Origin of the sequence: Paracoccus versutus (assembly GCF_000763885.1) — a bacterium.
Lineage (GTDB): Bacteria > Pseudomonadota > Alphaproteobacteria > Rhodobacterales > Rhodobacteraceae > Paracoccus > Paracoccus versutus.
Map to the genome: position 1 here is coordinate 46,889 of NZ_JRKO01000038.1, position 12,850 is coordinate 59,738.

Annotated in this window: 14 protein-coding genes; 3 read left to right on the forward strand and 11 right to left on the reverse strand. The window is 66.8% G+C overall.

Annotated features, from left to right (window positions below):
* Positions 1 to 3: 3 nt before the first annotated feature.
* The 10 genes from IT40_RS17170 to IT40_RS17215 form a co-directional block, all read right to left on the reverse strand.
* Positions 4 to 714: a c-type cytochrome gene (locus IT40_RS17170; RefSeq protein ID WP_036757774.1), complete on the reverse strand. Its 711-nt coding sequence runs from the start codon at positions 712 to 714 to the stop codon at positions 4 to 6.
* 3 nt (positions 715 to 717) lie between these two features.
* Entirely contained in the window at positions 718 to 1,869 is a 1,152-nt protein-coding gene (locus IT40_RS17175; RefSeq protein ID WP_036757776.1) for a c-type cytochrome, read from the reverse strand.
* Positions 1,853 to 3,145, reverse strand: coding sequence for a sulfite dehydrogenase (gene soxC, locus IT40_RS17180; RefSeq protein ID WP_036757778.1), 1,293 nt, complete (start codon positions 3,143 to 3,145; stop codon positions 1,853 to 1,855). Before soxC ends, IT40_RS17175 begins: the two co-directional genes overlap by 17 nt.
* 23 nt (positions 3,146 to 3,168) lie before the next feature.
* Entirely contained in the window at positions 3,169 to 4,863 is a 1,695-nt protein-coding gene (gene soxB, locus IT40_RS17185) for a thiosulfohydrolase SoxB (protein ID WP_036757779.1), read from the reverse strand.
* 120 nt (positions 4,864 to 4,983) lie between these two features.
* Positions 4,984 to 5,856 carry a sulfur oxidation c-type cytochrome SoxA gene (soxA, locus tag IT40_RS17190; protein ID WP_036757781.1) on the reverse strand — a complete coding sequence of 291 codons (873 nt, stop codon included), beginning with the start codon at positions 5,854 to 5,856 and terminating at the stop codon, positions 4,984 to 4,986.
* Positions 5,857 to 5,891: 35 nt separating this feature from the next.
* Complete coding sequence (gene soxZ, locus IT40_RS17195; RefSeq protein ID WP_036757783.1) at positions 5,892 to 6,221, reverse strand: thiosulfate oxidation carrier complex protein SoxZ; 330 nt, start codon at positions 6,219 to 6,221, stop codon at positions 5,892 to 5,894.
* Between the two features lie 22 nt (positions 6,222 to 6,243).
* Positions 6,244 to 6,666: a thiosulfate oxidation carrier protein SoxY gene (gene soxY / locus IT40_RS17200; protein WP_036757785.1), complete on the reverse strand. Its 423-nt coding sequence runs from the start codon at positions 6,664 to 6,666 to the stop codon at positions 6,244 to 6,246.
* Positions 6,667 to 6,705: 39 nt separating this feature from the next.
* The gene (gene soxX / locus IT40_RS17205; protein ID WP_036757787.1) at positions 6,706 to 7,179 is read right to left on the reverse strand and encodes a sulfur oxidation c-type cytochrome SoxX; all 474 of its coding nucleotides are present in this window, start codon (positions 7,177 to 7,179) and stop codon (positions 6,706 to 6,708) included.
* A gap of 114 nt (positions 7,180 to 7,293) precedes the next feature.
* Entirely contained in the window at positions 7,294 to 7,854 is a 561-nt protein-coding gene (locus IT40_RS17210) for a SoxW family protein (protein WP_116171215.1), read from the reverse strand.
* Positions 7,855 to 7,867: 13 nt separating this feature from the next.
* Entirely contained in the window at positions 7,868 to 8,605 is a 738-nt protein-coding gene (locus IT40_RS17215; protein WP_036757789.1) for a cytochrome c biogenesis CcdA family protein, read from the reverse strand.
* 102 nt (positions 8,606 to 8,707) lie between these two features.
* Between IT40_RS17215 and IT40_RS17220 the strand changes: the two genes are divergently transcribed.
* The 3 genes from IT40_RS17220 to IT40_RS17230 all read left to right on the forward strand — a co-directional run bounded on the left by IT40_RS17220 (position 8,708) and on the right by IT40_RS17230 (position 10,633).
* Complete coding sequence (locus IT40_RS17220; protein WP_243700248.1) at positions 8,708 to 9,091, forward strand: thioredoxin family protein; 384 nt, start codon at positions 8,708 to 8,710, stop codon at positions 9,089 to 9,091.
* 98 nt (positions 9,092 to 9,189) lie between these two features.
* On the forward strand, positions 9,190 to 9,513 hold the full coding sequence (locus IT40_RS17225; protein ID WP_243700249.1) for an ArsR/SmtB family transcription factor: 324 nt from the start codon (positions 9,190 to 9,192) through the stop codon (positions 9,511 to 9,513).
* Between the two features lie 70 nt (positions 9,514 to 9,583).
* A complete protein-coding gene (locus tag IT40_RS17230) occupies positions 9,584 to 10,633 on the forward strand; it encodes a YeeE/YedE family protein (RefSeq protein ID WP_036757792.1) in 1,050 nt (349 codons plus the stop codon).
* Between the two features lie 276 nt (positions 10,634 to 10,909).
* Here IT40_RS17230 and IT40_RS17235 read toward each other — a convergent pair.
* On the reverse strand, positions 10,910 to 12,850 hold a 1,941-nt coding region (locus tag IT40_RS17235; protein ID WP_036757793.1), incomplete at its 5' end, for a pyruvate carboxylase subunit B.

Consider the following 12,850-nt stretch of genomic DNA (forward strand, 5'->3'; position numbering starts at 1 on the left):
CGGTCATTCGAGCGTGGCGAAGAAGGCGGCCAGCGCCGCGATCTCTTCCTCGCTGAGCCTGCCGGCCATCATCTGCATCACCGGATGCGGCCGCAATTTCTGCTTGTAGGCGTGCATGGCGACCACGAAATCCTCCTGCGGCCAGCCGGCGATCGAGGGGATGCCCTGGTCGGAACCGTCGCGCTGGTGGCAGGTGGTGCATTCCGCCGACAGATAGGCGCCGAACTCGGGATCCCCGCGCAGGGCCAGCACCTCTTCGGACAGCACCGGCGCGTTGCGGCGGGCGGTGGGCTCGGCCTCGGGAATGTCCTGGGGCCGGTCGGAGTAGTCGCGCATATAGGCCATCAGATCGGCCCGCGCCTGGGGATCGGCCAGCCCGCGATAGGACATGCGCGTGCCGGTCACCAGCGCCTTGGGGTTCTCGATATAGGCGTCGAGCGTTTCCAGGGTCCAGGTCAGCCCGTCATTGCCCTTGCGCTTCATGGCCTTGGAATAGCTGAAATCGGCCAGGCTGGCGGCGCGGCGGCCGAAGACGCCGTTCAGCCGCGGGCCGACGGAATGGCGCGCGCCCTTGCCGATCCGGTGGCAGACCGAGCATTCCTTGCCGAACAGCTCTGCCCCGTGGACCGCGTCTCCGATTTCGGCCGCTGCGGCCGGCGTGGTGCCGGTCGCAGCGGCCAGGAACAGCGCGGGCAGAAGCTTGCGCTGTCTCATGGGTTACTTGGCGAAGGTGGCGAGATAGGCGATGACGGCGGCGCGCTCGTCCTCTTTCTTCAGCCCGGCAAAGGACATCTTGCCGCCCTTGATCATCCCCTTGGGGTTTTCCAGATAGGTGTGCAGGGAAGCATCGTCCCAGACCAGCCCATCCGCGGCCATGGCGAGCAGGGGCTTGGAGTATTTGAAGCCCTCGACCTTGCCCGCCGGGCTGCCGACGATGCCGTTCAGCGTCGGGCCGGTGCTGTTCTTGGCGCCGTCGCCGACCTTGTGGCAGGCGGCGCATTTCTTGAACACCTTTTCGCCCTGGGCCAGCAGCGCCGGGTCCGCGGCGGCCGCGGCTTCCGCCGGGGCCGGGGTTTCCGGCGCCGCGGCGGCGGTCTTGACCACGACCTCGGGCGCGGCTTGCGCCGGTGCCTCGACCGGCGCGGCCTCGGCCTTCTTCTCGGCCGGTGCGGCGGGTTCGGCCGGGTCGGCGGCTGCGCCCAGGTTGGGCATGCTGCCGGCCGGGCGGCCGTCGGGATCCTCGGGCGTCACGTTCAGATCGACCGCGCGCTTGGTGATCTCGACCCCGACCGCGCAATCCGTCATGCAGGGCTCTTTCGAGAACAGCGGATATTCGCTCTGGTCGCGGTCGTCGGGATAGAAGCCCTCGGCATTGGGCAGCACGACCTTGGTGAAGTTCTCGTGGGTCAGGACGAAATCGTCCTCAACCAGGCCGTTGGAATAAAGCAGGAAGGCGGTGATGGCATAGGTGTCGTCCACCGACAGGGTCTGCGCCGAGCCGAAGGGCATCGAGCGATGGACATAGTCGTAGACCGTCGACAGATAGGGCCAGTAGCTGCCGATGGTCTTGACCGGGCGCGGATCGGTCAGGCTGCCGTCGCCGCCCGCCAGCACCGGCCAGCTGTCCAGCCCCTCGGCGAAGTCGCCGTGGCACGAGGCGCAGTTGTCGGCGAAAAGCGCATCCCCCGTGGCGACATCGCCCGAGCCGGGGCGCAGCCCCTGGCCGTCGGGCAGGACCGCCGTGTCCCAGGCGCTGATCTCTTCGGGCAGGGCCACGCGGCCCAGTCCCAGCTTTTCCGCCATGGCCGGACCGGCAAGCACCGAGGCCGCCAGCACCGAGCCCAAAAACAGCTCAAGCGATTTCGACATTCTCGACCTCCCCGTCGGCCTTGACCCACCAGGTCTGGATGCCGTTGTTGTGATAGACGTTGTTGCGGCCGCGGATGGCGCGCAGGGCATCCTTGGTCGGCTGGACATAGCCGGTCTCGTCCACGGCGCGCGATTGCAGCAGCATTTCCGACCCGTCCCATTCGATGTCCAGGTGGAAGCGGGTCAGCGCCTTGGGCAGGGCCTGGCCGGTGATCCGCGCCGTGGTCCAGTTCTTGCCGCCGTCCAGCGAGACATCGACGCGGGTGACGCGGCCGTTGCCGCTCCAGGCCAGGCCGGAGATCACCAGCGGCCCCTTGCCGTGGCGGATCGGCACCTGCGGGCTGGGCGAGGTGATGACCGATTTCGCATCCATCACCCAGGTCCATTTCCGCGCCCGGCCGTCCGGCATCAGGTCGGTGTATTTCGAGGTCTCCTCGCGGCTTTCCACCGCCTTGTCATAGATCCCCAGGCGGCGGACCCATTTCACCCACATGTTGCCTTCCCAGCCCGGCACGACCAGGCGGGCGGGATAGCCGTGTTCCTTGCGCAGCGCCTCGCCATTGGCGAAGAAGGCCAGCATCATGTCGTCCATCACCTTTTCCATCGGGAAGGAGCGACCGTTGGACGAGGCATCCGCCCCCTCGGCGTAAAGCCATTTGCCCTCGGGCTTGACCCCGGCCTCGGCCAGCAGCACCGACAGCGGCACGCCGACATATTCCATGTTGTGGATCATGCCCTGGGTATACTGGCAGCCCTCCAGCTGCGCGCCGCCCCATTCCATGCCGCCGTTTGCCGCGCATTCGCAGAAGGCGGTGGTGGTGGTGCGGGGAAAGCGCAGCAGATCCTCGAAGGTGAAGACCAGCGGCTTTTCCACCAGCCCGTTGATCATCAGCCGGTAGTCCTGCTTGCTCAGCTCGATGGAGCCGGAATGGTGCCGCTCGAAGGCACAGCCCTGGGGCGTGATCGTGCCTTCCAGCGCATGGATCGGCGTGAAGTTGATCGAAGAGACCGGGCTTTCGGTCAGCCATTCGACATATTGCCGCTTCACATGCGATTCGAAATGGATCGGCAGGCCGTAGGGATTGGCATCGACCGCCTCGCCGAATTCCGAGGCCCAGGGCTGGATCTCGGTAATCAGCGGGTCGGGGGTTTCGGCCGCGCGGGCCAGGCCCGTGCCGGTGACAAGGCTGGCGCCGGCCACCGCGCCCCCGCGCAGAAAGGCGCGGCGCGAGGTGCCGACGGCGTCCTTGCCGTCCTTGGTGAGTTCGTCTTTCATGGGCGAACGCTCCTTCGTGATTGTCAGACCCCGGTCACGGTGACCGAGGTGTTGGGTTGCAGACGGACGGTGCCGATCTTGCGGATATGCGATTCGACCACGTCCCAGATTTGCGGGCCCTCGGTGCCTTCGTTGACCGATGCCCAGCCGGCGACTGTGTAGGATTTGGCGGGCTCGATGGCCTCGCCCGTGTCGGCCAGCGCCATGGCGCCGATCCGTTGCCCCATCGGCTTGGACACGTCGATCGCATAGGCCAGCCCGCCCACGCGCACCATGTCCCCGCCCTGCTGGTAATAGGGGTCCGTGTTGAAGATGTTGTCGGCGACGTCCTCCAGGACGGTCCTGAGCGTCTCGCCGGTCATTTCGGTGCGGTAGACCGCGCCATAGGTCATCGAGGTGACGTTGTGGACGTCCTCGCGGGTGATCGCATCGCCGGGCAGCAGCGTGGTGCCCCAGCGCACGCCCGGCGACAGCGCGATCTGCACGTCGCGTTCCGTGCGGATGGCGTCGCAGATCAGGTCGTCCCACGAGCCGTTGAAGTTGCCGCGGCGGTAGAGCAGGCTTTCGGTGGTGCCGATCTTTTCCTCGAGCTGCGCCTGGAAGGGCGCGCGCTCGGCGTCGATCAGGGCGGCCATGTCGGCATCGGGCGTGATGACGTCCGAGAAGATCGGGATCAGCTTGTGGCGGAAGCCCATCATCTTGCCGTCGCGCACGTCCAGGTCGACGCGGCTGACGAATTTCCCGTTCGAGCCGGTGGCGATCAGGATCGTCTCGCCGATCAGGACCGGCTCGGGGACGGCGTCATGGGTATGGCCCGACAGGATCACGTCGATGCCCTTGACCCGGCCGCCCATCTTCTTGTCGACGTCGAAGCCGTTGTGCGACAGGACCACGACCAGGTCGACGCCTTCGGCGCGCAGCTCGTCCACGACCTGCTGCATCCGTTCCTCGCGGATGCCGAAGCTGTATTCGGGGAACATCCATTTCGGGTTGGCGATGGGCATGTAGGGGAAGGCCTGGCCGATGACGCCGATGCGCTGGCCGCCGCGCTCGAAGATCTTGTAGGGCTCGAAGGCCGGCTCGTCCCATTCCACGTCGAAGATGTTCGCGCCGAGGAAGGGGAACTTCAGCTGGGTCTCGACGATCTCCTTGACCCGCTCGGTGCCATAGGTCCATTCCCAATGGCTGGTCATGGCATCGACGCCAAGCGCGTTCATCACGTTCACCATGTCCTGGCCCTTGGTCAGGAACGAGGTCATCGAGCCGTGCCAGGTGTCGCCGCCATCGAGCAGGATCGAGTCGGGCCGGGCGGCGCGGATCGCCTTGACCACGGTCGCGACGCGGTCCATGCCGCCCATCCGGCCGTAGCCGCGCGCCAAGGCCTCGAAATCCGGGTAGCTGAGCGCATAGGCATCGGCCGATCCGGGCGCGATGCCGAACATCTTCTGGAACTCGGCGCCGGTGACATGGGGCACCTTGCCCTTGGCGTCGCCCACGCCGATGTTGATCTCGGGCTCGCGGAAATAGATTGGTTTCAACTGGGCATGGATGTCGGTCACATGGATCAACGTCACATTGCCGAAATCGTCGAACTGCAGCAGCTGGTCCTGGGTCAGCGCCTGCTGCGCCGACACCCGCGACCATGTCCCGAAACCCGAGGCCCCGACCAGGGCCGAGGTGGCCATGGCGACCTGAATGAACTCACGTCGGGTAATCATCCCCCGGTTACTCCTGTGCGTTTCGGACAAGACTCTTCCGCCGCGCCAAGGCGCGCCGAAGCATTGCCCTTTCGATTGGTAGGGAAGGGGACCGCCGGCAGGGCCGGCGGTCGCAAGGCTTCAGTGCCGGACCGACACGCCTTCGACCGAAAGGCCGTTGCCGCGCGAGGCGACGTAAAGCTCCAGCGCCTTGAAGTCGTCCGAGCCGGCCTTGAAGGTCTCGGCGCGGGTGTCGCGGACGCAGCCCACGAAACGCTGCTGTGCCGTGACCATGCCCGAGTCCTTGAGCCGGTAGGTCGGGAAGCCGTTCACCTGGCCCTGGCTCAGGTGGTCGGCCCGGATCATCTGGCCGTTGTTGTCCTCGTGGCAGTTCGCGCAGGACATCTCCAGCTGGCCATAGCGGGTATAGTAGATCTCCTTGCCATGCTCCCAATAGGGGGCAGCGGGCCCGTCGATCTTGACGTTGACCGCCATGCCGCGCGACTGAAGCGAGATCAGCGACAGCATGTCCTTCATGTTCTCCGACGTCACGCCCCATTTCTCCAGGCCCATGCGCTCGGTCACGCAGGCGTTGACGTAATCCTCCATGATCATCAGCTTGCCGGTCTTTTCGTCGACCCGAGGCATGACGGCGCGCAGCCCGGCCATGGATTCCGGTCCCTGGTGGCAACTGGCGCAGCTTTCGCCGCCCGTGCCCATGGCCGCGTTCCACTTGTCGAGGCCGCGGTCCACGAAGACCATGGCGGGGTTGTCGAAATCGTCCCGCTCGAGATCCCGCGTGGTGTCGTCGCGAAAGTGCCAGCCGGAATAGATCGCGTCGAACGTATCGGCCAGAAAGGCGGGCGGTGCGGTCTTGGTCACGATCTCGACCTGGCCCTCCTCGGCTTCGATGACCAGTTCGTCCTCGACCGGGTCCGCGAAAGCCGCGCCCGCAAGGGCGAGGCCAAGGGCCGTGGCGGCCAAGGTGCCTTTTGTCTTGGTAAAGCGCAGCATCGCGTCTCCTCCCTGGATCTGGATGTTTGCGGCGCTCAGGCGACCGAGATCGGCTTCACGTCTTCGTAGACAGAGCCGTCGTCGTCATACCAGGTGAACTTGAATTCCCCGGCCGCATCGACCTTGGCGTCGAATTCGAAATAGGGGTTGGTCGAGACCGCCGGGTCGATCGCCACGTCCACCACGTTCACCCCGTTCAGGTCGCACGTGAAGCGGTTGATGATCGAGCGCGGGATCAGCTTGCCCTCGGCATCCTTGCGCTGGCCCGATTCCATCTTGTGCGAGATCAGCGCCTTGATCGTCACGCTTTCGCCCGCCTTGGCCGAACTCGGAACCTTCACGCGGGGCTTTGCATCATCTGCCATCGTAATTCTCCTGTTCCTGGACTCAGCCGCCGCAGCCGCCGATGGTGACTTTGACGGTGGTCTGGGCCTTCACGATCGAACCGTCGCCCATCTTCGCCAGCGCGATCACGTCCTGGGTCTGGGCCAGGCGGATGCGGGTCGCGGCGCGCTGGTCGGCGGCGGCGGGACCGAAGTTGAAGGTGGCGACCGCCGGCTCGGGGTTGCCCGCCGCCAGCAGCATGACCGACACCGCGCCGGGGGCGCTGACCTCGATCGGCACGGTATTGCCGTTCTCGGCGATCTCGGGGGCGGTCAGGGTGATCCCGCCTTCGCCCGCGGCCGCGCCGCCGGTGAAGGCCGCGGTCAACTCGTCAACGGTGCTCGCCATCACGGCCTTGCCCGGCAGGGCGGCGGCGGCAAGCCCGCCAAAGCCGATCCAGAGCGCCTCACGTCTTGAAAGGATCATGTCTTTCTCCTTGATTGTCGGGCCTGTAGAGATCAGGCGTCATTCCTTCAGCGTCACGAGGAAGGCCACGACATCCTCGATCTGCTGTGCGTTCAGGATGGGGGCCAGCGGCTCGGCCCCGGCCTTGCCGGTGAAGCCGTCGCCGGGCCGGACGAAGCCGTCCACCTTGTAGAAGGCCGGCATGAAGGTGCCCTCGAAGGTCATCTTCGCATTGGCGACGATGCCGCGCAGCTGGGCCTCGGTCCAGCGATCGCCGGCGCCGTCCAGCGGCGGGGCGATGGTGCCCGGAAACTCGACGTCCGGCAGCGCCCCGATCTGGTGGCAGGCCACGCAGTTGCCAAGCGCGTTGGTGGTCATGACCCGAACCCCTTCCTCGGGGTTGCCTGGGGCGCCGGTCAGGGAAGCCTCGACCGCGCCTTCGACATAGACCACTTCCTTAGGTGCCGTTTCACAGATGGCAGGCGTCGCGATGGCCATGGCCACCACCGACGCATACCATAGATGGCTGCTCATGCTGTCCTCCCTGTGCTCTCCCTGGGTTGATGATAGCGAATGGACGCCGGTCCTTACAACATAAATATAGCAATTTTTGAATATTTATATGTATGTCGGTCCGAAGGGGCCGGATCAGTCCTTGCGTTCCAGTTCGCGGGCCAGAAACTTCTGGAAATGCTCGCCATTTTCATAGCCATGCGCGCGGACCCAGGTCAGCAGGGCGCTGGTCGTGCCCTTGCCGAACGCCCCCGGCATCATCGCCACGGCGGCCTGGGCGGCGGTCTTGTCGGCCGGCACTTCCTCGGGAAGGAAGATCATCGTCGGCGTGAACATGACGCCCCAGCGCACGGCCATGTCCTTTTCCGAAAGGGCGGTGCCGTCGAAATCCGTGACCTCGACATTGCCGAACAGGTTCATCTGGACGACGAAATAGCCGTCGCGGATCAGCGCGTCGATCTCGGGGTCGGGAAAGACCTTCTCGTGCATCTCGGCGCAATAGATGCAGCCGCGCTGCTCGACCAGGATCAGCAGGCGCTTGTCCTGCGCATTGGCCTCGGCCAGATCCTCGCGCAGATCCTTGAAGGTCTCGCGCAGCCAGGTGGGCTTGTGCAGGCCGTCGTCGCCGATTTCGGCGGCGGCTGCGGGTGCTGCCGCCAGCAGCAGGCAGGCGGCCAGGGCGCGGATCGGTGTCATGGTCGGGCTCCTCTCAGGTAAGCGTGGCTGTCCAGTCGAAGTTGCGAATCATCCAGTCGGCGATGGCATTGACGGAATTGGTGGCGATCAGGATGCCGAAGACGATCAGCATGACCCCCATCGCCTTTTCCACATGCCCCATCATCGCGCGGTGCCGCGCGACCCAGGACAGGAACGGCGCCGCGAAAAAGGCCGCCAGCACGAAGGGCAGGGTCATCGCCAGGCCGTAGACCACCAGCAGCAGCCCGCCGCGCCACAACTCGCCCATGCCCGAGGCCACCATCAGGATCGCCGCCAGCGCCGGCCCCACGCAGGGCGTCCAGCCGAAGCCGAAGGCCAGCCCCATCACATAGGCGCCGATCAGGGTCGAGGGCTTGGCCTCGGTCTGCACCCGCGCCTCGCGGTAAAGCAGGCCGATCCGCAGCACGCCCAGGAAATGCAGGCCGAACAGGATCAGCACCCCGGCGGCGACCCAGGACAGGGTTTCCTTCCATTGCGCGAAGGCCTTGCCCAATGCCGTGGCCCCCAGCCCCAGCAGCAGGAAGATCGTCGTCACGCCCAGGGCAAAGGCCAGCGCGCGCAGCACCATCCGCCGGCGCGCGCCCGGCGCCACCGTGCCGCCGTCGCGCAATTCGCGCACCGACGCCCCCGCCATATAGGACAGGTAGAACGGCACCATCGGCAGGATGCAGGGGGAAAGAAAGGAAAGCAGCCCCGCCAGCGCGGCCCCGCCATAGGTGACATCCAGCATCGTTACCCCCCGCAACTTGCCGTGCTGCCGATGCTTGCCCGGCGGCCGGCGTTATATTAGAATATTCCTATGTTCAAATTATGGCGTCAATCCTGTTCTGGAATGCCCCTGTCCAAGCCCATGCTGCTGGCGCTGCTTGCTGCGGCATGGCCGGCCGGGGCGGCATGGGCGGCAGAGCTGCGGCTCTTGATGTTCGAACAGCCCGGCTGCCTTTATTGCGCGCGCTGGGACGCCGAGATCGCGCCGCAATATCCGCTGACCGACGAGGGCAGGGCCGCGCCGGTGCAGCGGCTGCAGATGCGCGACCCCCTGCCCTCGGGCGTCGAGCTGGCGCGGCCCGTGACCTTCACCCCCACCTTCGTGCTGATGGCCGGCGAGGTCGAGTTCGGCCGCCTGGAAGGCTATCCGGGCGAGGACTTCTTCTGGCCCATGCTCGCCCGGCTGATCGGCCAGGCCGAGCCTGATTCCACCACCGATCCGCGATAAATTGGCCCAGCCCTCCGGTTTGGGTTGCCGCGCGCCGGCTTACCCGGCATTTAGGGACCGAAGGGAATGGGGATGAGCCCTTGGGCGGTATCGAGAACATCCGGCAGGAACCGGAACAGGAAGCCGATTTCGACGCGCTGATCAAGGCTGCGAACGATGCCTCGACCTTTCTGAAAGCGCTTGGCCATGACGGCCGCCTGATGATCCTGTGCTATCTGATGAGCGGCCCGAAAAGCGTGACCGAGCTGGAGAATCTGCTGTCCTCGCGCCAGGCCGTGGTCAGCCAGCAACTGGCGCGGCTGCGCCACGAAGGACTGGTCAGCGCGCGGCGCGACGGGCAGACGATCTTTTATTCGATCCTCGATCCCAAGGTCGTTGACTTGCTTGTCGTTCTGAAAAAGCTGTTCGGGACGGATTGCTGATCCCGCGGGGAGGCGGGGGCGGTGCCGGGAGGCCGCGGAACCGGATTTCCGCGGGAATGGGAGAGATGCGATGGATGAGCTGCCCTATGGATTGCTCGCCGCCCTGGTCGGGCTGGCAGGCGGGATCGTGCTGGGACTTGCCGCACGGCTTGGGGACTTCTGCACGCTCGGCGCGCTGGAATCGGCGGTCTATGGCAAGGACGCCCGGCGGCTGCGGCTTTGGGGCGTGGTGCTGGGGGTGGCCATCCTGACGACGCAGGCGCTGGCCCTGCTGGGCTGGATCGAGCTGGAGAACAGCTTCTACCACACCATCCGCTGGAACCCGCTGGCCTCGATCGTCGGCGGGCTGGTGTTCGGCTATGGCATGGCCATGGCCGGGAATTGCGGCTTCGGCGCGCTGGTGCGCTTCGGCAGCGGCGACCTGCGCTCGCTGGTGGTGGTGGTGGTGATGGCGATCATCGGCTTCATCGTCCTGTCCGGGCCGCTGGCGCCGCTGCGCGTGCTGCTGTTCCCCCAGCCCGAGGCAAGCGGCCCGCAGGGCATCGTCCACGACCTGGGCCTGCTCGGCCTGCCGGCGCCGCTGACGGTGGCGCTGTTCGGTGCCGGGGCACTGGCCTGGGGGCTGGGATATGCGCCGCTGCGGGCAAGGCCGCAGATGATCGCCTGGGGCGCCGCTGCGGGCCTGGCGGTCAGCTGGTGCTTCTTCGGCACCAGCTGGCTTTACGACCACAGCCTGGGCGCGGTCCAGATCGAGGGGCCCTCGTTCACCGCGCCGGTGGGCCGGACGCTGATCTACCTGATGACCTCGACCGCGGGCGGGATCACCTTTTCCGTGGGCTCGGTCGTGGGCGTCATGGCCGGGGCGCTGATCGGCTCGATGATCCGCGGCCTGTTCAAATGGGAGGCCTGCGAGGATCCCCGCGAACTGGGCCGGCAGGTCGGCGGCGCGGCGCTGATGGGCGCGGGCGGCGTGGTGGCGATGGGCTGTTCGGTCGGGCAGGGGGTCTCGGCCTTCGCGGCCCTGGCGTGGTCCGGCCCCGTCACCCTGATCGCCATCGCCGCCGGTGCCGCATTCGGGCTGCGCCGCCTGATCGGCGGCTTCCAGAACGCCGTGGACTGAAACCTGGCGGCGTCCGGCCCCGTCTGCGTCGCACGGATCGCCAGCTTGCCGCGGCTGTGCCAGGGGTCGGCCTCGCTACCCTTTCGCAAGCAATCACCAGAAAAACGAGGCCGCCCCCGGTTCGGCAAGCGCTTGGCAGGGGACGGCATCGCCTTTTCCGGGCCGCGATTGAAGGCGCGGCAGGGCGACGGCACGCGATCCGGCCGCGGGCCGCCTGCATCGCTTCCTTCGCCGGAACGGCCCCTGCGCATCTGCGCGCCGGGCCGTTCCCTTTCGTCACTCCATCTCTATCATGAGGTCTTTTGCGTCGATCTGTTCACCTGGCCTGACGTGGAGGGTCTTGATCAGGCCGGCTCTGTCGGCGTGGATGGCGGTTTCCATCTTCATCGCCTCGATGGTCAGCAGCAGGTCGCCGGGGTTGACCTTCTGCCCCTGGGCGACGGCGACCGAGGCGACGACGCCGGGCATGGGGGCGCCGAGATGGCCCTCGTTCGCCGGATCGGCCTTGGGACGGGCGGCGGTCTGCGCCTTCACCAGCCGGTTCGGCACCCGGATCACCCGCGGCTGGCCGTTGAGCTCGAAGAAGACCTTGACCTCGCCCTTCTCGTCGGTCTCGCCCACGGTCTGCAGCCGGATCTCCAGCGTCTTGCCGGGGTCGATCTCGGCCTCGATCTCCTCGCCCGGCTCCATGCCGTAGAAGAAGGCCCGCGTCGGCAGAACCCGGACCGGGCCGTATTGCCGGTGCCGGCCCATGTAGTCCAAAAACACCTTGGGATACATCAGGTAGCCGTTCAGGTCCTCGTCGTCGACCGCCTTGCCTTCCAGCTGGCGGACCAGCTCGGCGCGGGCGGCCGCGATGTCGACCGGCGGCATCGCCGCGCCGGGGCGGGCGGTCAGCGGCGCCTCGCCCTTCAGCACCTTCCCTTGCAAGGCCTCGGGCCAGCCGCCGGGGGGCTGGCCCAGGTTGCCGCGCATCATGTCGACGACCGAATCGGGGAAGGCGACCTCGACCGCCGGGTCCTCGACCTGCGCCCGCGAAAGCCCCTGCGCCACCATCACCAGCGCCATGTCGCCCACCACCTTGGAACTGGGCGTGACCTTGACGATGTCGCCGAACATCCGGTTCACCTCGGCATAGGCCTGGGCGACCTCGTGCCAGCGCTCCTCGAGCCCGAGCGAGCGCGCCTGCGCCTTGAGATTGGTGAACTGGCCGCCGGGCATCTCGTGCAGCCAGACCTCCGAGGCCGGGGCCTGCAAGCCGCTCTCGAAGGCGGCGTAATGCTCGCGCACCGCCTCCCAGTAGTTCGAGATCCGGCGGATCGCCTCGATGTCCAGCCCGGTGTCGCGGTCGGTGTGGCGCAGCGCCTCGACCACCGAGCCCAGGCAGGGCTGCGAGGTATTGCCCGAGAGCGCATCCATGGCGCAATCCACCGCATCCACCCCGGCCTCGGCCGCGGCCAGGATCGAGGCGCCGCTGAGCCCGCCGGTGTCATGGGTGTGGAAATGCACCGGCAGGCCGATCTCTTGCTTCAGCGCGCGGACCAGGATGGCGGCCGAGGCGGGCTTCAAGAGCCCGGCCATGTCCTTGAGGCCAAGGATATGCGCGCCGGCATCGCTGAGCTCGCGCGCCATCCTGAGGTAATATTGCAGGTCGTATTTCGCGCGCGCGGGATCGAGCAGGTCGCCGGTATAGCAGATCGTGCCCTCGCAGATCTTGCCGCTTTCGATCACCGCATCCATGGCGACGCGCATGTTCGGGGTCCAGTTCAGGCTGTCGAAGACCCGGAACACGTCGACCCCGGTCCTGGCCGCCTGGGCGACGAAGCTTTGCACCACGTTGTCGGGATAGTTGGTGTAGCCGACGCCGTTGCTGGCCCGCAGCAGCATCTGCGTCATCAGGTTGGGCATGCGGGCGCGGATGTCGCGCAGCCGCTGCCAGGGGCATTCCTGCAGGAAGCGATAGGCGACGTCGAAGGTCGCCCCGCCCCAGCATTCGACCGAGAACAGGCCGGGCAGGTTCGCGGCATAGCTGGGCGCCACCCGGATCATGTCGATCGAGCGCATGCGCGTGGCCAGCAGCGACTGGTGCCCGTCGCGCATCGAGGTGTCGGTGATCAGCAGGCGCTTCTGGTCCAGCATCCAGTCGGCGACGGCCTTGGCGCCCTTTTGCTCCAGCAGCTGGCGGGTGCCGGGGGCGGGCTCGGCCTGGGGCCGGGG